The sequence below is a fragment of the Psychrobacter sp. LFX-11D genome (assembly GCF_904846475.1).
Lineage (GTDB): Bacteria > Pseudomonadota > Gammaproteobacteria > Pseudomonadales > Moraxellaceae > Psychrobacter > Psychrobacter cryohalolentis.
Genome location: NZ_CAJHAV010000014.1, coordinates 1 through 26,233 on the forward strand (window position 1 = coordinate 1; position 26,233 = coordinate 26,233).

The following is a 26,233-nucleotide window of genomic DNA, read 5'->3' on the forward strand; positions in this document are numbered from 1 at the left end:
ATTCTTCTTTGTATGTTTGTCACTACAAAAAGGGCAGTTTTTTGATTCATGGCGTTGATTCCTTGCAAATATAGACAGTATATAGCTTTAGGACCTATCCCAGCATGAAAAATGTCCATTACACCGAGCTTAATTAAAAAATCTTATTAAGGCTGCCACTGCTCAAGCTTAAACTTCGTATCCAAATGCTTCTCTAATGCCGGTATATTAAAGGCATCATCTTCGCTGACAAAGCTAATACTAATACCGGTTTGCCCGGCGCGCCCAGTACGACCTATACGGTGTACATAGTCATCTGGCTGATCTGGTAAGGTATAATTAATCACATGACTGACATCATCAACATGAATACCGCGCCCTGCTACATCCGTCGCAACCAAAACAGAGGCATGCCCGTCTTTAAAGCGCTGTAAATATTTCTCGCGTTTTTGCTGAATCACATCGCCTGATAACATGACAATTTTATGTCCCTGACGCAGCTTATGATATAGGCGCTTTACTTGGTCTTTACGATTGGCAAAAATAATGACCTTTTCTACCGTACTATCCGTGATAATACGCTCAACCGCTTCTAGCTTCTGATCTTCGGTTAAGAGATAAAAATGTTGGTCTACCAGCTCACTGGTTTTATGCTCAGGCTCAATCTCAACAAACTCTGGCTCATGTAACCAGCGATAAGCCAAACCCATCACATCTTGGTTAAAGGTAGCAGAAAACAATAAACTTTGACGGTCGGTATTAGGCGGCATGCGACCGACTAAGCGTTTGATATCGGGTATAAACCCCATATCGAGCATGCGGTCTGCTTCGTCTAATACTAGCACCTCTACGCGGTCTAAATAGACCATGCCTTTGTGCATCAAATCAATCAAGCGACCAGGTGTGGCAATCAAGATATCGACATATTGGCGCTCAAGCTCATGCTGTTGGGTTTCATAATTGGTACCCCCCATAATGCAAACGCTATGCAAAGCGGTATATTTGGTCAAGGCGATACAGTCATCAAATATTTGCTGAGCAAGCTCACGGGTTGGTGCCATGACGACGGCACGTGGCTCACCTAAATGACGCTCTTCATCAGCGGCAAACGGACGTTTGAGTAACGCCTCCATAATCGTCAATAAGAACGTGGCCGTTTTGCCCGTACCCGTCTGTGCCTGTCCAATTGCATCTTGATTTGCCAACGTATGCGGCAGTATCTTTGCTTGAATAGGCGTCAATTCAGTAAAACCTAAGTCACTTACTGCACGCAAGGTCGCTGCTGAAAGTGGCAAATCCGTAAACGTCGTAAAGTTACTCAAAAAAATATCCTTTTATATAAATCGCTTGTATATCATAAATAAATGAGCGGCCATAAGGCTTAGCTGTTTGCATTAAACATTGGCCAGCAGGCGAAGCTGTATAAAACTGATAAGCATAAAAAAGCCAAGCCCTATGTCGATGCTTACCCAATATGCTGCGTTAAAATCAACATAAGTAAGACAGGACGGACTTGACTCAGCAGTATATCAGTAGTTTGTACAGACATTATAGCTAAACTATAAGAATGACTGTCGCGATTACTCTTCTACTTTTCTGACTTCTTCAGCTTGTAGACCTTTATCACCTTCTACCACACTGAACTCAACTTTTTCGCCGTCTTTTAAAGAGCGATAACCATCACCTTGTATCGCGCGGAAATGCACAAAAATATCTTCTCCGCTGTCACGTTGAATGAAACCAAAGCCTTTTGAGTCATTAAACCACTTAACGATACCTTGTTCGCGAGCTGACATAATATTACTTCCTAAAAAGTTTACTTAGTCCCAAATTCCTTTGCATCATTGCATATAAACGGGTACTAAAATTATGAAATCAAAACTTAAGAGTGACTATCCGATATAATATTAGCGAAATCTAAAAGATTCATAATAGCTTTTAATATTTAGCATATAGTCATTTTACTGCCTCTAGTCTTTGGCAAAAACCAAAACCGCTTTACAAAAAAAGCATTAATCATCAAATAAACTAGAATTAGCAACAAACATGTAATGTTTGTTGTGTAAAAAATATCATAGCACGGCTTTTTAGCAACACAAAGACTTTTAATATGATTTTTGGAACTTGAACGGTCTTTTAGAATTATTTTTTTATAACTTAGCTCGCAAGCTGTTAATATAAAGGGATAGAGCACGCTATGTTCTCTAAAATCTGTTATTGTAGTACGCTTATATTCACCAAAAATTTATATAAAGATATTCATTGCTATTCATAGAGACCATTATGACCACCTCATCTCAATCAGCAACGACCACCACTGCATCCCATCAAAAAGCCAATAAAACCCTTACTCATAAACTATTATTGATTAATGGTGTGAATCTAAATCTACTCGGCAAACGTGAGCCTGATATTTACGGTCATATGACCCTTGCTGACATTGAGAGCGCCTTAACCGAGCGCGCAGCAGCACATGGTATTGAGCTGATTTGCAGTCAGTCTAATCACGAAGGCAAGCTGGTCGATGATATCCAGCATTACGGTCTATTAGCAGAGGCAAGTGCGCAGGTCGATGCAATAATTATTAATCCTGCTGCCTTTACTCATACCTCGGTTGCGATACGCGATGCCCTACTTGCCACTCAAAAGCCATTTATAGAGGTACATTTATCCAATGTCCACGCCCGCGAGTCGTTTCGAGAGCACTCTTATTTATGTGATGTAGCCGTTGGCGTGATTTGTGGTTTGGGGCAGCTGGGTTATCATATGGCATTGGATTATTGGCTGACCCATACTTATGCTATAACATTGAATAAGTAGTTTGTTGGCGTTGAAATTTTTATATGCATAATACTGCTAAAAACATGATAAAAATTACTGCGACAAATAGTACAAAAATCGTCATGGCGATACTTTTGGCACAGTAGTCAAACAGCATTTATGTAATTAAAATAATAATATGAGGGTTTAGAAAACAACCCACTATATGGTGATAGGCATGGCAAAATCGTCCGGAACGCGCTTTATGAAACTCGCTGGTATGACAGCAAGTATTGCCGGAAAAGCAGCTAAAAACTCACTAAAGCATCTCTCAAGTGACGAAGAAAAACGCCTACAAGCGCGCTCAGAATTGATGCAAGATGTCGGTATTCAAATCGCTGAAACTTTAGGTGAGATGAAAGGTGCGGTCATGAAGGTAGGTCAAATTGCATCGCAGTATAAAGATGTGTTTCCACCTGAAGTTGCAACCGCATTAGAGAAACTGCAGAAAGATGCACCGGCGATGCCCTATGCGCAGATACGCACACAAGTTGAACGTGAGCTGAAAGCACCTATTCATGAATTGTTTACTGAATTCGAAGAAATGCCATTTGCTGCAGCTTCCATCGGACAGGTACATCGCGCAATTTTACCATCTGGGCAAAGGGTTGTGGTTAAGGTGCAATACCCTGATGTCGACAAAAATTGTGATAGCGACCTAAAACAAGTGCGTATGGCACTAAAAATCGCTGGCGTGCTCAATATGAGTAAGCAATTGCAAGAGCAGTTATTTCACGAAATTCGCCAAAGCTTACATGATGAACTTGATTATATTAAAGAGGCGCATAATCTGCGGGTATTCGGCGCTTTTCATGCCGAAGATACGGGTCTCATTATCCCAAAAGTGATTAGCAGTCACTCTTCTAAAAGAATCTTGACCTTGACAGAAGAGAGCGGCGAAACCTTGACAGTGGCAGCAATGTGGGATAATGATATTAAGCAGAAAATCGCAGTGCGCTTGTTTCATTTTACCGCAGGGCAGCTGTTTGGGTTATATCGAATGCACTGCGACCCTCATCCGGGCAACTTTGCGTTCCGTGATGATGGCAGTGTAGTTGCCTATGATTTTGGCGGGATTCGTAGCTATAGCGACAGCGAAGTTCAATTATTTCGCCGATTTGCCAAGCATGCCTTAAAAGGTGATGTCACTGCGCTTGAGCAAGATTTGGTTGCTCTGGATATACGCCGTGAAGACGATAAAATCGTACCGGGCGAGTTTTATGGAAAATGGTTAGAGATTGGGCTGAAACCCTTATCTATCAAACCCTATCAAGACGGTGATTTTGATTTTGCAAGCAGTCAAACCCATCATGAAGCCATTGCCCAAATGCGCACTTCTTTGAAATACTTTGGACAGTTTCAACCATCAGCCTCTACGATGATGCTCGACCGTACTATATCAGGACAATACTGGAACCTAGTCAATCTAGGAGTGACGATAGATTTGTCGCCACTGGTACATGAATATATAGGTTTTTAGAGCGTTAAATGGCTATAAATATATAGGACAAGTTTTAGTATTGGTTATACATGCAAGGCATGTCCACAGCGGTCACAAAAATCCGCACCTACTGCGTGACCAAATTTACCACAGTTCGGACACGTGACAGGATTGAGCTGCGGGCGCATATTACGTGCAAGCTCTGAAGTGAAAATCCCTGTCGGTACAGCAATGATTGAATAACCTGTAATCATGACCATGGTTGCAATGGCTTGCCCTAAAGGTGTTTTTGGTGACATGTCTCCGTAACCAACCGTCGTCATGGTAACAACTGCCCAATAGATAGATAGCGGAATACTGGTAAAGCCGTTTTCTGGTCCTTCTACGACATAGATAATCGAGCCAAAAATGGTGACCAGTAACACCAGTGACAAGAAAAATACCGTGATTTTTTGCTGACTGGTTCTAAGCGCAGACGCCAAAAACCCTGCTTGTTGCATATAGGCTTCAAGCTTAAGTACCCGAAAGATACGCAAAATACGTAAGATACGAATGACAAGTAAGTACTGTACGCCCACAAACATTAAGCTTAAGTAGCTCGGTAGTACGGACAATAAATCCACTATCCCAAAAAAACTAAACACGTAACGAAAACGATTGGGTGCTGAGAACAACCTGAGCATATACTCAATCGTAAACAAAATAGTAAAAAACCATTCTGCATATAAAAACAGCGTGCCATACTGCAAGCGCATATAGAGCACACTATCGAGCATCACGACCGCCACACTGGCCAAAATCGCGATCAACAATACAATATCAAACAGCTTACCCAAACGAGTATCTGTACCTTCAATAATAATATGAATGCGGTTACGCAAATGAGTAACGGCTTCGGTATTCGGCTGCTTCATAAAGTCAATCAAATCATAGGATCAATGGATATCTAAAACCGGACAGCTTAGGCGTATATGCGTAAGCTAAGATTGGTCAAAATACGTGAAAGTGGTTTATAATATTGAAAGTAATGTGGTTATCGGCTGCTATCCGTCACTACGAAAATAATCGACAGCGGGTCAAAAGCCAGAACATAGCAGTGTAGCAAAAAAGCGCTATTAACAACATACAAATCGTTAACTTAGCGACAGATCACTTACCTGAGCTTAACAGCGAAATCAGGTAATAAAACTGCTGTAGCTATAAAAAATTTTTACCAATAAATATTTTAGCTGTACAATACATCACTCGTAATACTTAAGGACGTCATATGGCAGGCCATTCAAAATGGGCAAATATCAAACACCGTAAAGCCCGTCAGGATGCGGTAAAAGGTAAAGTATTTACCAAAATTATTCGTGAAATTGTTTCTGCTGCCAAGCAAGGTGATCCTGACCCTGATAAGAATCCGCGCCTACGTGCGGTTATTGAAAAAGCCCTGTCCGTCAATATGACAAGAGACACCATCAATCGTGCGGTAGCTCGTGGTACAGGCGGTGATGACAATGACAATATGGACGAAGTCAGCTATGAAGGTTATGGCATCGGCGGCGTCGCAGTATTAGTCGAAACCATGACTGACAATCTCAATCGGACAGTCAGTGAAGTACGCCATGCTTTTACCAAAAATGATGGCAATCTGGGTACTACTGGCTCTGTGGCTTACCTATTCAATAAACGCGGTGAAATAAGCTTTAATGACACAAGTTTAGAAGATGAAGTTATGCTAGTGGCATTAGATGCAGGCGCGCTTGATATCGAAAATGATGGCGAAAGCTTGCTGGTTATCACTGAGTGGGAAAATTTCGGTCATGTTAAAGACGCGCTTAATGCTGCTGGTTTAGTCTCTGACAATGCTGAAGTAACCATGTCGCCATCAACCAGTGCTGAAATAGACAACGTTGCAGATGCCGAAAAAGTCATGAAGATGATTGATATGTTAGAAGATATCGATGATGTGCAAGAAGTTTATAGCAACGTCAATTTTTCAGACGAAGTCATGGCACAGCTTGAGCAGTAATTTTTGTGCTTTGTATTAAAAAAGCCAAACGTTTTTAGCGTTTGGCTTTTTTGTTCAGCAATATGTGACGAGCAATTACTTCAAACTAAGCTTTGCACGTGACGCCTTCAAGCGCTAACAAATGCGTTTTCTTATCTAAGCCGCCTGTATAACCACCAAGTTTGCCGTCGCTTGCAATAACACGATGACACGGAACAACAATACTAAAAGGGTTTTTACTATTGGCATTCGCAACCGCACGAAAGCCTTTGGGACTATCGATATTTTGTGCCAGCGTTGCATAGCTAATCGTCTTGCCATAACCAATATCTTGTAGTGCTTGCCAAACTCGCTGCTGAAATTTAGTTCCTAGGCTCATATCTAGTGACAAATCGAACGCTTGACGCTCACCGTTAAAATACTCCGCTAATTGTGCTATAGCCTCTATTAATAATGCTTGAGTAGGTTCATTTTTGCTTAGGCTGTCTTTATCTATGAATGTAAAACTCTGATCGTCAATACCATAATGCTTTTTAAGCTTGGGAATAGATTTCGAACTGTGCCAAGAGTCACCTGCCAGCAGCCAATTGACTTCAACCAGCTTAGGACTGCTATGCTCATTGGCACTCGCAATTAATGTTAACTGATTAGATCCAAAAGCGGCTGTGGTGACTATCATGACTACTCCTTTTCAAATCGTTATATTTTCAAGACTTGAGTATTGACTAAAATAAACTGTTGAGCGCTATTCTTTGTCATCAGTTTCAAACAGCGCGGCGACAAATTGTTTTGGACTAAAGGCACGCAGATCATCAATCGACTCACCTACGCCAATATAACGAATAGGCACATCTGTCGTTTCGGCAATATTAAAGACCACACCGCCTTTGGCAGTCCCGTCTAGTTTGGTAATCGTGATTCCGGTTAATGGTACCACTTTATTAAATAATTCCACTTGATTAATGGCATTTTGACCCGTGCCAGCATCAAGCACAATCATGCCTTCATGTGGCGCGCTTGGATCGGCTTTACGCATAACGCGCACGACTTTTTCAAGCTCCGCCATCAGGTGGGTTTTATTTTGCAAGCGCCCTGCCGTATCAGCAATTAACACATCAATATTTTTTGCTTTAGCAGATTGCATGGCATCAAAGATAACTGATGCACTATCAGAGCCATGACCTTGCGCCACAACTGGAATGTTATTGCGTTCGCCCCAGATTTGTAGCTGTTCAGTCGCTGCTGCGCGGAAAGTGTCCCCTGCTGCTAACATCACAGACTTACCCTCGCCTTGCAAACGTTTGGCAAGTTTACCGATAGTCGTCGTTTTACCTACGCCATTCACGCCTACGACTAAAATCACAAAAGGTTTTTTGCTGCTATCAATAATAAGCGGCGCAACTTTCGGCGTTAAGATATCGACCAATTCAGTCTGCAATGCCTTGTATAGTGAATGCGCGTAGATTAAATCACCGCGATCTGTCTGCTCAGTAAGGCTTTTGATAATACGATTGGTTGCATTGACACCAATATCAGCCACCAACAGTTGGTCTTCAACCTCTTCTAATAGCTCATCATCAATCTCTTTGCCACCAATAAGGATACTGACCATCCCTTCGGCTAAGTTCTTACGCGACTTACTTAAACCGGTTTTCATCCGGTTAAACCAGCTGCCTTTTTTGCTGCTTTCTTGTTCTTCTTGCAACGCTTTATTTGCTTGCGACTCTACTGGAATCGTTTGCTGTGGCTCAGAAGACGCTTGATTACTATTACTATTAATGCTACTTGCACTGCTAGGCGCAACGCTTGGCAGATCTCCTAATTGTGCTTGTAAGGGCATAGTAGGGATTTTTGATCCAGAGACAGCTGGTGTTGTCTTCTCTGTTTCATTGGTATTTGCAAAGCTCTCTGAGGTATTGTCTGTATGACTCTGCTTTTGCGTCATGAGGATAGGCGCGCCTAGGGCAATGCTCTCGGCTGCATCGGTGCTTGATACTTGCTTATTGACTGTAGGCGTTACTGGCTCATCACTATTACTTACCTCATTTCTTTCAGGGGCATCGATAATAGGGACAGATTGCACTGGCAGACTGGGTAAGGTAATATCATCGTCATCTAATTCATCAAGTCCGCTGTCAAGATTAATGACCACACGATTGCTATTATTGGGGTTATTCATAAGTTTGCCCTAAAGTTCATCAGTATCAGTAATGTGTTTATGGTAAAACCGGATCTGTATATCGTTGTATTGTCCGTTTTCTATGATTCAATGCAGAGATTATTTTTAGTCTAGTTTAGCATAATTCAAGTTGAGCTCAGCCTTTCGCATCCTAGATTGCTTATAAATGGCAAAAATCATCCAGTGATACAAAAGCGCTATTAAACCTTTAGCGTGAAAAAGATGATAAATATAATCGCTCATTGAGCAAGTTTCGCTTAAGGTTTGGACACATAAATCTGACCTTTGCGATGGCAAACTTCGCCTACTCTTAGCAAGGCTAATTAAATACATGTTTATACCCTTTATCTCCATGCTTATTACTTATATTAGGAATGTCTTATGTTGTCTTTATCCAATCATTATAAAAACATTACCCATATCACTGCTGCTTTATTACTGGCGACGATGGCACTATCAGCGACAGGTTGTAACACGACTCAAGAATTCAAGCCGACTGCCAGTGTCATGGTTGGGGCGCACAAATCTTTATGATGGTATAAGTATCAGTGCCATGATGAAAATAAATATGTAGTCAATTCAATTTAAAAAGAACACAGTACTGCTATTCTGAACGTAACTCTTTTACATTGAACTTACTATACGATCTCATCCATTTACAAGCTGCCCGTTTAAAAGTCTTCCTTTTATATAAGTAGAACATACCATGTCTGTCCCTTTATCTCGAACCACACTCTCTTTACGTCTTGCATCTGCCTTAGCCATGGCGACCACACTTGCCGCTTGTCAAACCAGTACCATTAACGCCAATCCCGTGACTGCGGTCAAGAATCCAGTGTCTGAAAACATAGTTACCAAGGACGCTCAGCCATCATCAGCGCTGACTATGGATATGTCTGGTCGCCATGAATATCAGCTGGAAAACGGTCTAAAAATAATCGTCAAAGAAGACCATCGTGCGCCTGTGGTGATGACACAGATTTGGTATCGGGTGGGCTCAGCTGATGAGCCGGTCAATAAAGGTGGTATCTCGCATGTGCTTGAGCATATGATGTTTAAAGGCACTAGTAACGTTTCAAGCGCTGATTATGAACGCTTAATTGCTAAGTTTGGCGGCGTCAATAATGCCTTTACTAGCTATGATTATACGGGTTATTACGAGCTGTTCCCTGCCAACCGTTTTCCTTTAGCACTTGAGCTTGAAGCAGATCGGATGAAAAACTTGGTATTTAACGAAAAAGAATTTGTCAAAGAACATCAAGTTGTCATGGAAGAGCGCCGTCAGCGTACCGATGATAATCCACTTGCCAAGGCTTACGAATCATTTCGTTTACTGGCATTGCCAAATAGCCCTAAGGGTGAATCGGTTATCGGACCCATGAGTGAGCTTGAATCGATTACACTCTCAGACCTAAAAGACTGGTATAAAATATGGTATGCACCAAATAATGCCACCTTGGTTATCGTTGGTGACGTTGAGCCAGCCGAAGTCTTAACACAAGTGAAGCGTTACTTCGGTGAGCTAAAACCAAGCAAGCTACCAAAACGTCCTGCCGTTAATCAAAAAGGTTTTCGTGGTTATCAGCAAGTAGAATCTGAGCAAGCAGTACAAGTGCCTGTATTGCTGATGGGCTATAACGTGCCAAGCCTTGTGACAACAGATGCCAGCAATGAAAAACAAGCCTATGCACTATCACTTGCGCAAGACGTATTGGATGGCGGTTTATCAGCGCGCCTTGAGAGTCGATTGGTACGCGAGCAAGGGCTTCTGACCACGGTGGGTACGTCTTATGATCTATTAGATCGAGGCGACGGGCTATTTTTGATACAAGCGACTCCGCGTGAAGGCGTCAGCTTAGCGCAAGCGCAGCAAGCCATCCTCTCTGAAATAGAAAAGCTTAAAACCGATCCAATTGCCACCGATGAAATTGAGCGCGCCAAAACCAATACGGTCACTGGTCTGGTATACGCGCAAGACAGCATGGAAGGTCAAGCGCGCATGATTGGCTCACTACAATCTATCGGTCTCGATGATAGGTTACTTGCTCAGCTACCCACCAAAATGGATACCGTAACGGTTGCAGACATACAAGCAGCTAGCAAAAAGTATTTGGTCAAAGACAATTTGACGGTCATGCATATTATCCCACCTAAAGAGCCAGTCAAAAAGGTCGTTAAGAAAAAATAAGGGTACTGTAATATTGGATAATGTTATCAAATATCATGACTCAAAATACCAATGACTAAAACGCTATTAATAAGAAGAAAGATATGACTCAAAATCCTACTCTCCATGCTAAAAAGAATACTGCTCTGGTGTCATCAATAAAGCCAACATTCAAGCTACTACCCTATTTGAGCATGGGGTTATTTTTGGGGCTGACTACTTTGACCATGACCGCGCAGGCTGATGGCATTACTGGTGAGGATTATCGTACTCAGGCATCTGCAGTTGATGTCAATGCGCCTATTGCTGCTTTGTCTAAGTTGACTAGCCTCGATAATGCCAAGCCTTTAAAAGTCACCGTTCCAAAGATTCAACAGTTTAAGACCAAAGCGGGTGTGCCAGTACTTTTTGTACCGACGACGGCATTACCCATTGTCGACATCGATTTACGTTTTAATGCTGGTAGCGCACGCGATGGCAGTATCAGTAGCACAGGTTTTGGTATCGCCAATATGACAGCGACCATGCTCGAACAAGGCTCCAAACGTTTAGATGAAAATGAATTTACTCGCGCGGTTGAAACCTTAGGCATCAATCTAGGCAGCAGTGCCTATAAAGATATGTTTACGGTCTCATTACGCAGTTTATCTGACGATAAACATCTATTATCTGCCATCGATTTGATGACCCAAATGCTCACCGAACCAAGTTTTAATGAGCAAATTTTAGCCCGCAATAAAGCCCGTTTATTGGTCGGCTTGCAGCAGCAAAAACAAGACCCAAACAGCCTTGCCAGCCTTGCTTTTGATAAAGCACTCTATGGCGCCCATCCTTATGCTCATCCTTCTGTTGGTACACTTGAGACAGTACCTAATATCACAAGACAACAGCTGATAGATTTTAAAAATCGCTATCTGGTTGCCGCCAACGCTAGCCTTTCTATGACAGGTAATCTCACTTTAGCGCAAGCCAAAAAACTGGCAGAAAACATCACGGCAGGTTTACCTACTGGTCAAGCAGCGCCTATTCTGCCTGAACCAAAACCATTGACGAAGTCTCAGCATATTCATATTCCCTTTCCTAGCACTCAAACGACAGTACTGATGGGGCAACTTGGTGATAAGCGTGCAACGGATCCTCAAGCGCAGCAAAAGCAAACCAGTTTTGCCGTTGGCAACGAGGTGCTCGCAGGGGGCGATTTTAATGCACGACTGATGACGGAAATCAGACAAAACCTTGGCTATACTTATGGTATTTCAGGCTCGATGAGTCCGATGCTGACACGTGGACCTTATCAGATAGGTTTTTCGACTCGTAATGACAAGGCTCGTGCTGCGATTAATGCTAGCTTAGACGTTATTAATGACACGTTAAAAAATGGTATTACTAGTACTGAGATGAAGCTGACCACGGACAATTTAAAAAACAGCTTCCCAATGGGTTTTGCCAGTAACGCTGGTATTAATGGTTTGCTTGGTATGATGAATTTTTATCAGCTACCAACAAGCTATCTTAGTAACTATGTCAATCGTATCGAACAAGTCAAATTAGCGGAGGTGAATCAGACCCTGCGTGATACCTTAAAGCCTGATGACTTCTTAATTGTGACCGTTGGTGAGGTCAATCCTTGGGATAAGAAGGTGGCTAAATAGTTAATTTATTTTTTATAGTGCTATAAAAAAGCTCAGCCCATTATATATACGGGCTGAGCTTTTTTTCTATCTTAGAATTATCGTCAGTAGCGGCAGGCAGAGCTGCTACTGGCATGATTAAAGCCCCATTTACGATAACCATCGGTATCTAAATGTATAGCACCTGTAGAATACAACCCTAGACCAAAATTGTGCGACTGACCCTGATATTGCCAAAACTCACATAAGCTGTCTTGCATTCGGCTCAGCTGCCATGGACTACTTTCATAATCTGGCACCCAAATATCAATCGCGCCAGCTGTCATATGCTTACTACTACTTGCGCCGCCTGCACAGTCATTTAATCCGGGACTACGATATACCGAGCGTATCTCACTGTTTGCTGGCAGAATCCCTTGGCTTTTCAGCTGACTATATAGCTGCAATGTCGGTACAATGTTTGACCACAGCTCCTGAGGAGGCAGTTGATACGGCTCATAGCCACATTTGTCCCAACTGCGAGCGGTGGTCAGTAGCTGTGACAAAGGCGGTACGTTTCGAGCGCCGACACGCGCGCTTAAATAGCGCTGATAGTTTGCTACTTGGCTTGCGCGATAGCTATTACTGTTGAGCCAAGTATTAAAATCCATGCTGATAAAATCATTGTAATTGCTATTACCTGTGCTATAGGTGGTGTTATAACGCGGCGTACTTCTATTAGTAATGACACGTTTATTCTCCTCTATCGATAAGCTGGCATCAAATTCAAACTCACGCTGCTTTTGCTGAATGAGTCCTTGCATACTATCGCCGCCTGACCCACTTAAGATAGTGACACCTGCATTATAAGGCGCTCTTTGTGCAGATGGCGTGATATAGATATTGGCATTGCTGTTGTTCACACTGCTACCCTGACGTACTTGGATACGGCGCTCACTATTATCACTAATAATAGCGGCATGGGCACTCATAATGCTGGCACAAATACAGAGTGCAATAATAGGCTTGTGGATTTGCCTGTAAACTTGTTTTGTTATTTCGATCATTGCAACAAACACCGCTAAAAACGTTTTATCGATACTATCAAATTTTAAGCAAGCAAGCTAAACTATCGTCACCAATTGGCAGCGACTTATTCGTTATTAACACTTATCCTCATTATTTTTATATTGACGTTACTTTATTACCGACAAGTTACTTTTTTTATCATCTAATCGGTTAAATGCCCTATAATTATCGATTTTCTTAAGTCTTCTGCTAAATATAGCCCTTCTTCCACGCCAACTGCCAGTCACACTTTGCCTATGTCTTCTAACCCGCAATATCGTTTTTCCCGACAGAGCCACCATTTCGGTCAAGGTCAGACACCGACCTTTTGGCAACGTAGTCATATTGACCCTTGGTTGACCCTTTTATTATTGACCGTTTGTTGTATTGGGCTAACGATTTTATATAGTGCAGCCGCCCAAGATACGAGTATGGTGCTACGACAAATGGTCAGCTATGGTGTCGCTTTTACCGTTATGTTTATCATGGCGCAGATACCACCGAGCCTTTATCGTACCTTTACGCCCATCTTTTATGTGTTAGGTCTGATACTACTGGTGTTGGTTGATATTATCGGTGAAGTACGCATGGGGGCGCAGCGCTGGATTAATCTACCGGGATTTGGCAGTGTGCAGCCCTCAGAGTTTATGAAGCTTGGCATGCCTATGATGTGTGCGTGGTTTTTGTCTAAGCGTGATCTGCCCCCTTCACTACCCAGTATCGGCATTACCTTGGCGTTAATTGTGGTGCCAGTCTTATTAATCGCTAAAGAGCCAGATCTTGGCACTTCATTATTAGTCGCTGCTAGCGGTATCTTTGTGCTGTTTTTGGCAGGGCTATCGTGGCAACTGATAGCTGGTGCGGTTGCTTTGTCGATCCCGCTTGTTGCCTTTGCTTGGAATTTTTTGTTACACGACTATCAGCGTACCCGTGTACTCACACTATTCAATCCTGAGGCAGATGTGCAAGGTGCTGGCTGGAATATCATTCAGTCCAAAACTGCTATCGGCTCCGGCGGTCTAACGGGTAAAGGCTATTTAGAGGGTACGCAGTCGCATTTACATTTCTTACCAGAAGGTCATACCGACTTTATTATCGCGGCTTTCTCTGAAGAGTTTGGCTTGCTTGGCGTCATACTATTGATGTTTATTTATGCATGCTTATTGACCCGCGCCTTATATATTGCCTTTTCTCATCCTGATACTTATAGCCGACTACTAGCAGGCGCGATTGCGATGTCGTTTTTTGTGTATGTCTTTGTCAATGTTGGTATGGTCGGCGGTATTTTACCTGTCGTTGGCGTACCTCTGCCTTTTATCAGTTATGGTGGTACTGCCATTGTTACTTTAATGGCAGGTTTTGGTTTACTGATGTCCATTCATACGCACAAGTCAGACTAAGTATCTCCATTTTTATACCTAAAGAGACAATATTTTAATAATACGGTCTCTTTTTTTATACCCTCTATAAGCCCTATCAAGGTGCAATGAATTTTTCAGAAATTAAGTATTCAATAGCTTATGTCAGTATCTAACATAGTGAAAATGGCGATGATACATAGATGGCTGAATACATAAAGAAAACATAACATAGCATGTTTCAAAATTGAATCGATTAACAAATAACCGCACAAATTTGACTTAAAATCTAGTTACTAAGTAACTATACGTAAAGATAGAATGTGCAAAAATCTTAGTAAATAAGTTCATTTTTGCCCATCTTATTTGTAATCAATTATATATGAACTATTATAAAAACTATAATTTTATTACACCTTATTGGATCATAAGATTATGATTTAATTAATAATATTTTCAAATACCATCCTTGCAAATTATACCTAATATTCAGTATTTAGGATTGAATGCCAGTCTGTTTTATTCCTTGTCTTTTACAATTATTTGCGTTAATCTCGTCTTAGTGTCATTTATACATAACCTGTACAGACCTACTAAGAAAGTTAGCATTTAATTATATTGTCGTTGTAGCTCATCCGTATAGTTAGCAACTTGTAGACTTTAGACTTTCAAAGTCACTACTTAATTAACGGTTTAATAACAAACTCATACGTAAAACTCTCGAAACCCTTTATTAACTTAGCAATGTTAAAAAAGGCTGTTTATCGAATATTAGTATCTGATTTTAGTTGTTGATGGATATTTTAATTAAGATTGTTAACTATCATTTGAGCGTGTCATAAGTGGATTATTTACAATCATCCATCCAGTTATGATCATGAATTAAAAATTACCATACGTTAGAACTTATAAAAGCCGAATGATAAAATCAGTCATTATAAAGAAGATAGATTGATATCGGTTTTGGAGTTTGCGGTATTGTTAGATTGGTCTAACACTATCTCGCTCAATCTAAGATGTTTTTAGAGTTAGGTTCTAAGGTATAAGTCATAGAGGTATTTATGAATAAGCGTTTATCTGGTTTACTTACAATGTCAGCGGTACTATTTGCTGGCTCTGCAATCGCTTCTAATGCAAATGCTGTAGAATCAAGAACCTCCCTTGCTATGATCTCGCAAGATAACGCCTCCCATATCGACCGTGTACTTGGTGAACTTAGTCGCCAACATGACGGCGCATCAAGCTTAGTCAAGTCTGCACGCCAACCTGCCTCATTAGCGCTTAGCAGCTCACTGTTAGCCAGTGATACCGCCCAAGTCAGTAATGATGAAGATGTGTTAGAGCGCTTAACAGCCGTTGCCTCTAACTCTGTCAGCAAATTCAAGCAAACCGGTTTAGCTTCTTGGTATGGTCGCCAGTTTCATGGTCGCAAAACCGCCAGTGGCGAAACTTTTGATATGAATGGTTTAACGGCTGCACATCGCTCATTGCCATTAAACTGTTATGTTAGAGTGACCAACAAAACCAATGGTAAAAGCGTCATCGTTAAAGTAAATGATCGTGGTCCGTTCCATGGTAATCGTGTGATGGATTTATCTTATGGTGCTGCCAAAAAACTTGGTATTACTGCTAAAGGTGTCGGTAACGTCGCGATTGAGCGTGTTTCAGGACCTTCTTCTTAAACCATTAACGTTTTAGACCATTCGCGGTTTAAGCCTTTAACGGTTTTGTACAAATATTTTTAGATTTAAATAAAAGCGCCTAACTAATTAATAGTTAGGCGCTTTTGCGTGTCTTAAATTTACAAGGTTTATAGTTATAAATGTTAGATCAACAAACTATAACTCGAATGCACTCGCAATCGCATCATCAAGACGTTCGACTGCAATGACATTAATGCCTTTAAACTGCGGCGCATCTTTGGCAGGCGCATTGGCTTTAGGAATAATGGCATGCTTAAAACCATGCTTCATGGCTTCCTTTAAACGCTCTTGTCCATTGGGTACAGGACGAATTTCTCCTGATAACCCCACTTCACCAAAAACCGCCAATGACGATGGCAATGCTTTTTCTCTAATGCTGGACGCACAGGCTAATAATACTGCCAAGTCCGACCCAGTTTCTATCACTTTAACACCGCCCACGACGTTGACATACACATCTTGCCCGCTAGTATGGATACCGCCATGGCGATGCATCACTGCTAACAGCATAGACAAGCGCTGAAAGTCTAATCCTAATGCCATACGTCTTGGTGAGCCTTGAGAGTCATCAACCAAGGCTTGTACCTCTACCAATAGCGGTCTTGTGCCTTCTCGGCTGACCATAACCACAGAACCCGCCACGGGCTTGTCATAGCGACTCAAAAATATCGCTGATGGATTGGCAACCTCTTTTAGTCCCATATCCGTCATGCCAAAAATACCTAGCTCATTAACCGCGCCAAAACGGTTTTTAACGGCACGAATCATACGAAAACGCGAATCAGATTGACCCTCAAAGTACAATACCGTATCAACCATATGCTCAAGAACGCGTGGACCAGCAAGCGTGCCTTCTTTAGTGACATGTCCTACCAAAAAAAGTGCCGTACCCGTTTGCTTAGCATAACGCGTCAAAATCGCCGCTGACTCTCGAATTTGACTGACCCCGCCTGGTGCAGAGTTAATCGCATCAGTATAAATAGTCTGAATGGAATCAATAATAGCAATCGCTGGCTGCTCTTGAGTCAAGGCGGCACAAATAGTCTCGACATTGGTTTCAGCGAGCACACGAAGTCTGTCCGCAGGCAAATCCAAGCGCTTTGCCCGCATAGCAACCTGTGCCAATGATTCCTCACCAGTCACATACAAAGCGCTTCCTGCCAGTGAATCCGCTTTTGCCATATTGGTCGCAGTTTGCAGTAGAATGGTCGATTTTCCGATACCGGGATCACCGCCAATCAGTACCACAGAACCTGCAACCAATCCACCGCCCAACACACGATCAAATTCACTAATACCAGTCGGCAACCTAGTATCTAAACCTACGCTCACTGCATTGAGCGGCATCACAGCACTATGCGTTCCTGCATAATTGCCCGCCGGTGTACCAGCACCACTTGCATTACGAGGTATGGCGCGACCAGCATTGGGCTTTGCTACGTTTTTATTATGATGTGGCATACTGACGTTAGGCGCTTCAGTCAAAGTATTCCATTCGCCGCAATCACTGCATTGCCCTGCCCACTTGCCAAAATGAGCACCGCAAGCTTGACAGACATAACTGGTTTTATTTTTTGCCATAATATAGAAGCCTTATGCAGGTGTTCAAGTTTAAAAGAGAGAGTATATGAAAGGGAATGACGCTTATAAGCGTATTTTTGAAGATAAGAACTAAAGTATAAATATTAAGATAAACAAGCAGTTGCTGTAAGAAGCAATGTTTTATAGAAGGATTTTTGCGAACGGCACAATATAGAGATGGCTGACTAAGAATGCAAAGTAACAAATCTTATGTCAGCATAATTCAGTAATCAATCAATTAGTCTATACCTGAAAGTCTTTACCAAGATACACAGATTTCACCAGCTCATTTTCCAGAACTTCTTCTGAGGTACCCTCAGCAATGATAGCGCCTTCTGAAACAATATAGGCTTTTTCACAAATCGCTAAGGTCTCACGAACATTGTGATCAGTGATTAACACACCGATACCACGTCGTTTGAGCGCTAAAATGACATCTTTGATATCACCGACAGAGATAGGATCTACACCGGCAAAAGGCTCATCTAGTAAGATAAACTTGGGGTCAGCTGCTAGAGCGCGAGCAATCTCACAACGACGACGCTCACCGCCTGATACGCTCATACCTAGAGATTTTCGTACATGTTCTAAGTGAAAATCACTAATGAGCTTTTCAAGCTCTTGACGCTGCTGGTTACCATTCAAATCTTTACGAGTTTGTAAAATGGCTAAAATATTGTCTTCAATGGATAGCTTACGAAAAATAGAGGCTTCTTGCGGTAAATAACCAATACCGGCACGCGCACGCTCATGCATGGCATATTTAGATAAGTCCATATTTCCCAAGGTGACACGGCCTTTATCCATATTGACCAGTCCGACTACCATATAAAAACTGGTCGTTTTACCTGCTCCATTTGGACCTAACAATCCAACCACTTGCCCTTGCTCAACAGAAAATGAGACATCTTTGACGACCCAGCGCTTACCATAGCGCTTACCCAAGTTTTGCATCGACAAACGAGCGACCGGCTCAACAGCATCATGCGCTGTTATGGTTTGGTTTTCTACTAAACTGGCATTATTTTTATTATCATTCATAACTTACTCATAAGGTGGTCGCATCTAAATGGATAGCAACCACTGAAATGTTTAGTCGTTTGTTTATATTTATCGCAGGTGTTATGACTTAAGTCGTCATATAGCCTAACGTATACCACTCTGGCTGGTACTATTGTTAGGCGGGAATACCAATTCGACGCGCTGATTGCCGCCAGCAGTCGCTTCCACATCACCAGCTTTTAGGCTATAACGAATAACATTACCTGCGAAGCTTGCACCATTTTGTACCAATTTTGCATTGCCCGTTAGCGTCACGATACCCGTCACAGCATTATAGTCAATCTTATTTGCCTGACCTTTTGCCAGACCTTTTTCTTGCGTCACAACTTGCTGCATCGTCGCTGGACGCCCTGTTGCTACTGCAGAATTGATACTTCGACCTTGTGATAAATTAACCGTGATATTATCAGCGGTCATCTTAAACGTACCTTGAGTAATAACTACTGTACCAGAATAGCTTGTAATACCGCTACGCTCACTATAAGTGGCTTTGTCTGCCAATAATTTAATAGGCTGATTGGCATCTGATGGCAAAGCATGGCTGTATAGTGGCAGCGCCAACAGCATAACCACTGGCAGTGCACGCAATCTATGCGACACTTGAATAGAGCGTGTCGATAGCAAGCGTAAAGTAGGCAAAGAATTAGATTTCATGAAAATTACTCGTTTTATAATGGGTAGTAGAGTTTGCAAACTTCCTGCTAGATGCTTCACTGAATAATATGCTAATTAAAACAGGGCTTTGTCTTGACGATCAGCGGGCGTGAAAGAGACCGCCACTTGACCAAATTCATAGTCGCCCGTTTCAAGATTGGCTTTCATACTCGATGCCTCAAAACGGTTCATACCTTGTTCAACCTTAACTGGCTCATTACTATACACTTGACCTGACTTAGTATTACCTTTCAATGTGGCACCAGTGACCTTAATGGGTTCGACTTCAGGCTTAGCTGTTTTGCCTTCACTGATTAAAGAAAATCCACCTGATAAGCTCAGCTCGCCCGTCTGCTGACTGATAGCTGCTGTGCCCGCTTCGATACGATAACGCTGCTCATCCGAAGGCTCCCAATTCATGGTAATGCCTTTCATCTCATCTTTATTGGTTGCCGGATTGTGCGTCAATGACTCAGCGCTCAGCTCATATTCGGTCTCGCCTTGCTCATTCGTTTGTACCGCTTTAATATCTGTTGCTTCATAATCGACATCAGAGGTTTCAATATTGACTGGCGGCGTAATGTCCCCTTGCTGCTTAAAAAACCAACCAGCAAGACCAGCGATGATCAAGGTAATGACTATTAAAACACGAGTATTCACGATAAGTCATCCTGATTTTTTACTTCATCAAGCGTATAGTGCGCGATAAAGTCTTGGTAATGTCCATGACCCTTTAAAATGAGATCACATACTTCACGTACGGCGCCTGTACCGCCGGCTCGCGTGGTCACCATATCACTGCGATTGATAACCTCTGCTTGGGCATTTGGCACAGTAGCAGCAAATCCTACTGTTTGCATGGCTTTGATATCTGGCAAATCATCACCCATATAAGCGCAATCAGCAGCTGTGATATGAAGCGCCGGATCAAGGCTTGCAAGCAGCTCATTTAATGCTACTAACTTATCATCACGTCCTTGGACAATATAATCTACACCAATTTCAGTGGCGCGTTTATCGACCATAGAACTGCTACGACCGGTAATAATCGCAGTCAAAATACCATAACGGGCTAATGACTTGACGCCTACACCATCATAGACAGAAAACGCTTTGGTCTCAACACCATTGGCATCATAGATAATTTGACCATTTGATAAAATACCATCAACGTCCATGACCAATAACTTCACTTGTCCGGCTTTCTTGATTAAGTCTTGCATCAGTCATCTCTTCTATTAATAGATATTCTAATATAACGTTTATTTTACACCAGCTTGTAGTAAATCATGTACCGTAATAATAGCTTCTAGGCGCTGGTCATCATCGATAATAAGCAATTGACTGATAGCATTTTCATTCATCACGCTAAGCGCATCTGATGCTCGCATGGATTTACTGATACGACGAGGGCTACTCACCATCAGCTCACACATAGGGGTCTGCAAATCAATGCCTTTTTCCAATCCTCGCCTTAAATCACCATCGGTAAATATACCGACTACTTTTTTCTCATCATCTGTGACCACCGTCATGCCCAATCGCCCAGCTGACATGATAAATAATGCTTCTTGTAACGGTGCTTGCTGATTGATGAGTGGCAAGTCCTCTGTCTTAGTATGCATCAAATCTTCTACGCGGGTCAGTAATTGACGACCCAATGCACCTGCAGGATGCGATAACGCAAAATCTTCTGAGGTAAAATTGCGGGCATGCACTAAGGCAACTGCCAATGCGTCACCGAGTGCTAGAGTTGCTGTGGTACTTGAGGTAGGAGCAAGATTGAGCGGGCAAGCTTCTTGCGACTTACCAAGAGTCAAGATAATATCCGCAGCATGGGGCAGCATACCTCGTTTATCTCGACTGATACTAATCAGCGGAATATTTAAGTGCTTGACCACAGGCAAGAGCATTTTTATCTCATCTGACTCGCCAGAGTTAGAGATGGCAAGTAACACATCCCCTTTGACCAACATTCCGAGGTCACCATGCCCTGCTTCACCAGGATGCATAAAGAACGATGGCGTACCAGTAGACGCAAATGTCGCCGCTATCTTACGACCAATCAATCCCGACTTACCCATCCCTGTCACAACCACACGACCTTGACATGCCAAAATGATGTCACAAGCCTGAGCGAATCTATCATCTATTTGCTCGGTCAGTAATGCTAGTGCCGCCTTTTCAGTATTGATGGCATCAATAGCGGTACTAATAAATTGCTCATGGGTTAGATTGCGTTCAGGACTATTCATACAGTGGCTCTATATTTTATTAATTTTTTGTTTGCAATGACTCTATATTTTTGGCTATATATTATTATAATTTGATGAATCATTTTACTATACATTTTATAATACTATGAATCATATTAATAATTATGGTCAATATTAATATGATTCTGTAGGAATACAGCCCTAAGGCTATCGTGGGTGCATTAAAACGTTATTACTTATAAGAATATCAATACAAAAAAACCCACTATAATAGTAGGTCTCAATAGGATATCTCATGTCTTAGTAGGAGGGTCTAAGAGTTACTATCACCAGATTCGTCATTAGGTTTGTTGTCATAACCCACATTCTCTGACGGCGCTTCAAAACCACGATCTTGACCAAAACCACCACGCTCAAAACCGCGCTCTTGACCTTGACCAAAGCTACCGCGCTCAAAGCCGCGCTCTTGGCCTTGACTAAAGCCTCCACGATTAAAGCCACTACGATTGGCAAAACCACGTTCTTCAAAGCCGCCACCAGTAGCTGGATTTGCGCTACCGCCACGCTCAAAACCACCGCTCACACCGCCACTTTGACTCGGATAGCCCATTGGTGCTGCGCCTTGGCTTTGAGTAGTCGCGCTTGGCGTTGTGCTGCTACGAGGATTACGTGCTGGGACGACTGTTGAGATAGCATGCTTATATACCATCTGACTGACGGTATTTTTCAGCAAAACCACATACTGATCGAATGATTCTATTTGACCTTGCAGCTTAATACCGTTCACTAAAAAAATAGAAACAGGAATGCGATCTTTGCGTAGTGAGTTCAAGAACGGATCTTGTAAAGTTTGTCCTTTTGACATGAAATCTCTCCTAAATATTATATAATTATTGTTAGCGCCAATTATTTTAAGGGTTACTGCAATTATAATGGCTAAGGGTAGATACAATAATAAGTTTTATTTATAAAACGTATCTAAATAAGTGCTAAAGCTTGTTAAGTCATTCTACTTTATCGTGAATATGTCGTTATTTTCATAAATTAAGTAACCAAGTGTTGCATGGGTCACCTCTATCACCAAATGTTGATGAATAATCACTAAAAAGCAATCAACGCTTGCAACAGTTAACACTTTCATATAATCAAATTATAACAGTTATATACATTATACTTTGAAACTAATTGTCATTACTTTCGTATCTTTGTATGATGTTATACGGTCATGCTGTGTTTTTATTACTACAGCTCGACCATTAATATTACAGAACACTAATGGTCTGACAAATCTAGATATAGGCAAACGACTGATATCACTCATTAAACCAAATACGCTCTCGCCTGCTCCATAGTGCTAAATGAGTGCAATATTAACTTATTTTTTTGAAAATCTGTCACATCATCAGAGCCAACAATGGATGTCGACGACGCTGTTATTGATCCTATTGCAGGCACTGCTGCCGTATTAGACAGTTGCATCACTTTTCGCAGCCACGTGTATTGGCGCTTTGCTAACTGCCTTGTAGCATATAATGCCTTATTTTGCATTTGCTGACAAGCAAGCGCTTCGGTTTGGGCAGTTGCCATTGGTAGATGCGTCTGAGTTATGCTACTTTGAATCGTGGTATCTTGCTCTTTACTTTCGTTACTTGATGGTTCCGATTGAGCAAAAGCATCATAAAACTGCGCTTTATCCAAATGAGGCTGTTCAAATACAGGGTGATTAGTCTGTACCAAATACTCTAATACTTGTCGATAACCAACACAGCGCATCGAAGGTAAGCTTGGGGTCAGAGGATAATGCTCAAGCAAACTGATAACCTCTGCTACCAATCCTTCACGCCACATGATATCTAATCGCTGCTCAATACGCGTATGTAACCATGGACGGTCTGGCATAACCGCCAAAGCATGCCACTGTTGATTGGGATTATGTGCCAATGCTTGCTTGGGCTGACGCTGCCAGTCACTGATAGGAATGTCAGTTTGCAAATATACTTCAACAGCACGGGTAATACGCTGGGTATCAGTTGCATTAAGGCGCTCATGGCTGATAGCATCAACTTTACCAAGATAATCATATAGCGCACTGATTCCCTCATCTTGGCGCCACTGCTCAACGCGCGCGCGAACACTGTCATCACTATCAGGCACTGGTGAGAGTCCATCAAGCAATGCCATGTAATACATCATCGTACCGCCGACCAACAAGGGTATTTTGCCATTCTGATGACAGCTATCAATTAATCTTGCCACATCATTGACAAACTCAGCGACACTATAGCTTTGCATAGGATCAATGATATCGACCAAATAATGGGGGTATCGTGCCAGCTCAGCAGCATTTGGCTTTGCGGTACCGACCGTCATGTCACGATACACCAATGCTGAATCTACCGAAATCAGCTCATAACGACCGCTATCATAAAGCTCATAAGCCAAAGCGGTCTTACCACTCGCGGTTGGTGCCATCAAGCACACCACGCTATTGTCCGCCAAATTGGGAATCAAGTAAGAAGATAGGCTATCAGACGAAAGTCGCATATACTTGCCTTTGATGGTCATGGTTTTAAGAACAATAAGGTAAATTATTGATAGCTCAGCGATATGTCTTAACTATAGAAAATACCCTATTTTCACAATACCGCTATTTAAGCGCAGATGATAACATCAATGTGACTAATTGTTGACTATCTATAGAGTGGATAGCATATTTGCTCAGTATAGCTTCCATATCTGCTACAAAAGCTCGTGCATCTTGTTCAGACATTTGCATGGTTATCTTCGCCAATTGTTGATTGGTAGTAGTACTATTTAATACTTTGGCGTTGTTATACATAGTGCTGCTAAAGATAGTTGACTCAAACAATACTTTTAATCTTGACTGCCATCTCTCAGCACTAATTAGCGCACACTGCCCTTGATAATAAAATAGCAACCAAGGCAGCGCTTTATCGTCATTGCTATATATAACTGAAGAAGCTACCAGATCAGTGACACTATCTATAACTTCTAAGCAAACTGGTAAAGGTGGTGTGTTTACAGGGTAACTGTTTACAGCATGACGACTGTCTTCTACAGGCTCATCAATATGAAAGTCTTTAATACTTTCGGATAACGACTCATTTTCTGACAGCTGATATGGTTGCTTAAGAGCTTGCACTTGCTGACTTGCCGTTGCATTGTTGGTAGATGATGTTATTGCGTCTAACGCATTAAACGACTTTCTTATGGAAATATTATCATTTGGTGCTCGCTCTTTAGAGCGAACAATTTTCGTGGTATTAAGCCCTCTTAACTTCGCACGAACCGCATGACTTAAATGCGCCATGATATTGTTCAGCGGGCTAATCTTGATACGCTGCTTGGAAGGATGAACATTAACATTGATCCACTGAGTTGGTAACTCAAAATAAAGCGCATAACCCATACCTGCTAGCTGTACACTTTGAACCATTTGACGAAGCTGATTGCTAATTAATGCCTCTTTTACCAATCTGCCATTTACATAAATAAGCTTTGGTAAACTATGGTTGGCATCATAACTTGCCCACAACCAACCGCCAATACTCGCCGGTTGCATAGTGCGTACATTATCAGCATATTCACCATTAGCATGAGTAGCAGAAGAACTTCCAAATTGCTGCGTTAGGCTAGATAAATCAACCGCGACTTCAATTGCCTGCTCTGCAAGTGCCAATCCAGTCGCTTGTTCCAAACGTGATAGCGGCAGATAATTTTCAGTATCTTTATTTATAGTGTTTACCGACAGTGATAGCCGTTTTTTATTATCATGAAAAAGCGTCAGCGCCACATCAGCGCGTGCTAAAGCCACTTCACGGACAATCGTTTCGATATGACTGAACTCAGTCGCGATAGATTTCAAATTACCGCGGCGTGCTGGTACGTTGAAATATAAATCTTTGACTGTAATAGTAGTACCGCGATGATGCACAACGGGTATTAATTTTGGCGTATCGCCTAATATACCGGCAACTTGCAACTGACGACCAATACCGCTGTCATTATGACTACTGGTTAAGGTCAAACGGGAAACAGCAGCCGTCGCTGCCAGTGCTTCCCCGCGAAAACCCAGCGTTGTAATTCCGTGCAAGTGTGCCACATCAGCGACTTTGCTAGTGGCATGACGCGTGACTGCCATGACCATATCATCAGGATGAATCCCAACGCCATTATCAATTACCTCAATCATACCCATGCCACCTTGGGTAATGCGGACCTCGATATCTGTGGCATGAGCATCAATTGCATTTTCCAGTAGCTCTTTGACCACAGCTGCTGGACGCGTCACGACTTCACCCGCTGCTAATTGATTAATAAGCAGCGGCGATAGTTTTTTAATGCGTGTATTGGTGTGGCTATGTAGCATTGATGGGTA

The 26,233-nt window shown here is 42.1% G+C and carries 22 protein-coding genes and 1 pseudogene; 8 read left to right on the forward strand and 15 right to left on the reverse strand.

The window, feature by feature from the left end; genetic code table 11:
* Positions 1 to 146 precede the first annotated feature (146 nt).
* Positions 147 to 1,301, reverse strand: a complete 1,155-nt coding sequence (locus tag JMX75_RS10325; RefSeq protein ID WP_201532254.1) for a DEAD/DEAH box helicase — start codon at positions 1,299 to 1,301, stop codon at positions 147 to 149.
* A gap of 258 nt (positions 1,302 to 1,559) precedes the next feature.
* Positions 1,560 to 1,775, reverse strand: a complete 216-nt coding sequence (locus JMX75_RS10330; protein WP_011513806.1) for a cold-shock protein — start codon at positions 1,773 to 1,775, stop codon at positions 1,560 to 1,562.
* Positions 1,776 to 2,262: 487 nt separating this feature from the next.
* Here JMX75_RS10330 and aroQ point away from each other — a divergent pair, with 487 nt between their 5' ends.
* Together aroQ and JMX75_RS10340 are read left to right on the forward strand one after the other, a co-directional pair.
* Positions 2,263 to 2,799, forward strand: a complete 537-nt coding sequence (aroQ, locus tag JMX75_RS10335) for a type II 3-dehydroquinate dehydratase (RefSeq protein WP_201532255.1) — start codon at positions 2,263 to 2,265, stop codon at positions 2,797 to 2,799.
* Positions 2,800 to 2,977: 178 nt separating this feature from the next.
* The gene (locus JMX75_RS10340; protein WP_201532256.1) at positions 2,978 to 4,279 is read left to right on the forward strand and encodes an ABC1 kinase family protein; all 1,302 of its coding nucleotides are present in this window, start codon (positions 2,978 to 2,980) and stop codon (positions 4,277 to 4,279) included.
* Positions 4,280 to 4,323: 44 nt separating this feature from the next.
* On the opposite strand, the gene JMX75_RS10345 is transcribed toward JMX75_RS10340, so the two are convergent.
* Positions 4,324 to 5,154, reverse strand: coding sequence for an ion transporter (locus JMX75_RS10345; RefSeq protein WP_011513809.1), 831 nt, complete (start codon positions 5,152 to 5,154; stop codon positions 4,324 to 4,326).
* A 353-nt stretch (positions 5,155 to 5,507) separates the two neighbouring features.
* Between JMX75_RS10345 and JMX75_RS10350 the strand changes: the two genes are divergently transcribed.
* Positions 5,508 to 6,257 carry a YebC/PmpR family DNA-binding transcriptional regulator gene (locus JMX75_RS10350; protein WP_011513810.1) on the forward strand — a complete coding sequence of 250 codons (750 nt, stop codon included), beginning with the start codon at positions 5,508 to 5,510 and terminating at the stop codon, positions 6,255 to 6,257.
* An 85-nt stretch (positions 6,258 to 6,342) separates the two neighbouring features.
* Here the strand turns inward: JMX75_RS10350 and JMX75_RS10355 are convergent, their stop codons facing one another.
* Complete coding sequence (locus JMX75_RS10355) at positions 6,343 to 6,915, reverse strand: methylated-DNA--[protein]-cysteine S-methyltransferase (protein WP_201532257.1); 573 nt, start codon at positions 6,913 to 6,915, stop codon at positions 6,343 to 6,345.
* A gap of 66 nt (positions 6,916 to 6,981) precedes the next feature.
* Positions 6,982 to 8,415 carry a signal recognition particle-docking protein FtsY gene (gene ftsY, locus JMX75_RS13095; RefSeq protein ID WP_320157704.1) on the reverse strand — a complete coding sequence of 478 codons (1,434 nt, stop codon included), beginning with the start codon at positions 8,413 to 8,415 and terminating at the stop codon, positions 6,982 to 6,984.
* Positions 8,416 to 8,796: 381 nt separating this feature from the next.
* Here ftsY and JMX75_RS10365 point away from each other — a divergent pair, with 381 nt between their 5' ends.
* The 3 genes from JMX75_RS10365 to JMX75_RS10375 all read left to right on the forward strand — a co-directional run bounded on the left by JMX75_RS10365 (position 8,797) and on the right by JMX75_RS10375 (position 12,234).
* The gene (locus JMX75_RS10365) at positions 8,797 to 8,949 is read left to right on the forward strand and encodes a hypothetical protein (protein WP_156772646.1); all 153 of its coding nucleotides are present in this window, start codon (positions 8,797 to 8,799) and stop codon (positions 8,947 to 8,949) included.
* 172 nt (positions 8,950 to 9,121) lie between these two features.
* Positions 9,122 to 10,603 carry a M16 family metallopeptidase gene (locus JMX75_RS10370; RefSeq protein WP_201532258.1) on the forward strand — a complete coding sequence of 494 codons (1,482 nt, stop codon included), beginning with the start codon at positions 9,122 to 9,124 and terminating at the stop codon, positions 10,601 to 10,603.
* A gap of 83 nt (positions 10,604 to 10,686) precedes the next feature.
* The gene (locus JMX75_RS10375) at positions 10,687 to 12,234 is read left to right on the forward strand and encodes a M16 family metallopeptidase (RefSeq protein WP_201532259.1); all 1,548 of its coding nucleotides are present in this window, start codon (positions 10,687 to 10,689) and stop codon (positions 12,232 to 12,234) included.
* Positions 12,235 to 12,317: 83 nt separating this feature from the next.
* On the opposite strand, the gene JMX75_RS10380 is transcribed toward JMX75_RS10375, so the two are convergent.
* A complete protein-coding gene (locus JMX75_RS10380) occupies positions 12,318 to 13,184 on the reverse strand; it encodes a D-Ala-D-Ala carboxypeptidase family metallohydrolase (RefSeq protein ID WP_413786637.1) in 867 nt (288 codons plus the stop codon).
* Positions 13,185 to 13,517: 333 nt separating this feature from the next.
* Here JMX75_RS10380 and rodA point away from each other — a divergent pair, with 333 nt between their 5' ends.
* Together rodA and JMX75_RS13125 are read left to right on the forward strand one after the other, a co-directional pair.
* Entirely contained in the window at positions 13,518 to 14,660 is a 1,143-nt protein-coding gene (gene rodA, locus JMX75_RS10385; protein ID WP_011513816.1) for a rod shape-determining protein RodA, read from the forward strand.
* A gap of 1,292 nt (positions 14,661 to 15,952) precedes the next feature.
* Positions 15,953 to 16,300, forward strand: a pseudogene (locus JMX75_RS13125) (septal ring lytic transglycosylase RlpA family protein); the annotation flags it as partial.
* A 156-nt stretch (positions 16,301 to 16,456) separates the two neighbouring features.
* Here the strand turns inward: JMX75_RS13125 and radA are convergent.
* From radA to mutL, 9 genes are all read right to left on the reverse strand, one after another.
* Complete coding sequence (gene radA, locus JMX75_RS10395) at positions 16,457 to 17,902, reverse strand: DNA repair protein RadA (protein ID WP_133104583.1); 1,446 nt, start codon at positions 17,900 to 17,902, stop codon at positions 16,457 to 16,459.
* A gap of 243 nt (positions 17,903 to 18,145) precedes the next feature.
* Positions 18,146 to 18,943, reverse strand: a complete 798-nt coding sequence (gene lptB, locus JMX75_RS10400; RefSeq protein WP_413786638.1) for an LPS export ABC transporter ATP-binding protein — start codon at positions 18,941 to 18,943, stop codon at positions 18,146 to 18,148.
* A gap of 105 nt (positions 18,944 to 19,048) precedes the next feature.
* Positions 19,049 to 19,618 (reverse strand): lipopolysaccharide transport periplasmic protein LptA, encoded by a 570-nt coding sequence (lptA, locus tag JMX75_RS10405; RefSeq protein WP_011513820.1) that lies wholly within the window; start codon positions 19,616 to 19,618, stop codon positions 19,049 to 19,051.
* A 75-nt stretch (positions 19,619 to 19,693) separates the two neighbouring features.
* A complete protein-coding gene (lptC, locus tag JMX75_RS10410) occupies positions 19,694 to 20,278 on the reverse strand; it encodes an LPS export ABC transporter periplasmic protein LptC (RefSeq protein WP_201532261.1) in 585 nt (194 codons plus the stop codon).
* Positions 20,275 to 20,841, reverse strand: a complete 567-nt coding sequence (locus JMX75_RS10415; protein ID WP_201532262.1) for a KdsC family phosphatase — start codon at positions 20,839 to 20,841, stop codon at positions 20,275 to 20,277. The genes lptC and JMX75_RS10415 overlap by 4 nt, the downstream gene beginning before the upstream one ends.
* Before the next feature lie 39 nt (positions 20,842 to 20,880).
* Positions 20,881 to 21,873, reverse strand: coding sequence for a KpsF/GutQ family sugar-phosphate isomerase (locus tag JMX75_RS10420; protein ID WP_201532263.1), 993 nt, complete (start codon positions 21,871 to 21,873; stop codon positions 20,881 to 20,883).
* A 274-nt stretch (positions 21,874 to 22,147) separates the two neighbouring features.
* Complete coding sequence (gene hfq, locus JMX75_RS10425; RefSeq protein ID WP_201532264.1) at positions 22,148 to 22,699, reverse strand: RNA chaperone Hfq; 552 nt, start codon at positions 22,697 to 22,699, stop codon at positions 22,148 to 22,150.
* 455 nt (positions 22,700 to 23,154) lie between these two features.
* Positions 23,155 to 24,378: a tRNA (adenosine(37)-N6)-dimethylallyltransferase MiaA gene (miaA, locus tag JMX75_RS10430; RefSeq protein ID WP_227673016.1), complete on the reverse strand. Its 1,224-nt coding sequence runs from the start codon at positions 24,376 to 24,378 to the stop codon at positions 23,155 to 23,157.
* A 103-nt stretch (positions 24,379 to 24,481) separates the two neighbouring features.
* The gene (gene mutL, locus JMX75_RS10435; protein WP_201532266.1) at positions 24,482 to 26,224 is read right to left on the reverse strand and encodes a DNA mismatch repair endonuclease MutL; all 1,743 of its coding nucleotides are present in this window, start codon (positions 26,222 to 26,224) and stop codon (positions 24,482 to 24,484) included.
* Positions 26,225 to 26,233 lie beyond the last annotated feature (9 nt).

Excerpts from the sequence above, each read along its gene's own strand:
- mutL (WP_201532266.1), bottom strand. The coding sequence starts at position 26,224 with ATGCTACATAGCCACACCAATACACGCATTAAAAAACTATCGCCGCTG.
- hfq (WP_201532264.1), bottom strand. The coding sequence starts at position 22,699 with ATGTCAAAAGGACAAACTTTACAAGATCCGTTCTTGAACTCACTACGC.
- JMX75_RS10415 (WP_201532262.1), bottom strand. The coding sequence starts at position 20,841 with ATGCAAGACTTAATCAAGAAAGCCGGACAAGTGAAGTTATTGGTCATG.
- aroQ (WP_201532255.1), top strand. The coding sequence starts at position 2,263 with ATGACCACCTCATCTCAATCAGCAACGACCACCACTGCATCCCATCAA.
- JMX75_RS10380 (WP_413786637.1), bottom strand. The coding sequence starts at position 13,184 with ATGAGTGCCCATGCCGCTATTATTAGTGATAATAGTGAGCGCCGTATC.
- JMX75_RS10350 (WP_011513810.1), top strand. The coding sequence starts at position 5,508 with ATGGCAGGCCATTCAAAATGGGCAAATATCAAACACCGTAAAGCCCGT.
- JMX75_RS10420 (WP_201532263.1), bottom strand. The coding sequence starts at position 21,873 with ATGAATAGTCCTGAACGCAATCTAACCCATGAGCAATTTATTAGTACC.
- JMX75_RS10355 (WP_201532257.1), bottom strand. The coding sequence starts at position 6,915 with ATGATAGTCACCACAGCCGCTTTTGGATCTAATCAGTTAACATTAATT.
- ftsY (WP_320157704.1), bottom strand. The coding sequence starts at position 8,415 with ATGAATAACCCCAATAATAGCAATCGTGTGGTCATTAATCTTGACAGC.
- JMX75_RS10345 (WP_011513809.1), bottom strand. The coding sequence starts at position 5,154 with ATGAAGCAGCCGAATACCGAAGCCGTTACTCATTTGCGTAACCGCATT.
- JMX75_RS10365 (WP_156772646.1), top strand. The coding sequence starts at position 8,797 with ATGTTGTCTTTATCCAATCATTATAAAAACATTACCCATATCACTGCT.
- lptA (WP_011513820.1), bottom strand. The coding sequence starts at position 19,618 with ATGAAATCTAATTCTTTGCCTACTTTACGCTTGCTATCGACACGCTCT.
- rodA (WP_011513816.1), top strand. The coding sequence starts at position 13,518 with ATGTCTTCTAACCCGCAATATCGTTTTTCCCGACAGAGCCACCATTTC.
- lptB (WP_413786638.1), bottom strand. The coding sequence starts at position 18,943 with ATGAATGATAATAAAAATAATGCCAGTTTAGTAGAAAACCAAACCATA.
- JMX75_RS10370 (WP_201532258.1), top strand. The coding sequence starts at position 9,122 with ATGTCTGTCCCTTTATCTCGAACCACACTCTCTTTACGTCTTGCATCT.
- radA (WP_133104583.1), bottom strand. The coding sequence starts at position 17,902 with ATGGCAAAAAATAAAACCAGTTATGTCTGTCAAGCTTGCGGTGCTCAT.
- JMX75_RS10330 (WP_011513806.1), bottom strand. The coding sequence starts at position 1,775 with ATGTCAGCTCGCGAACAAGGTATCGTTAAGTGGTTTAATGACTCAAAA.
- JMX75_RS10340 (WP_201532256.1), top strand. The coding sequence starts at position 2,978 with ATGGCAAAATCGTCCGGAACGCGCTTTATGAAACTCGCTGGTATGACA.
- miaA (WP_227673016.1), bottom strand. The coding sequence starts at position 24,378 with ATGCGACTTTCGTCTGATAGCCTATCTTCTTACTTGATTCCCAATTTG.
- JMX75_RS10375 (WP_201532259.1), top strand. The coding sequence starts at position 10,687 with ATGACTCAAAATCCTACTCTCCATGCTAAAAAGAATACTGCTCTGGTG.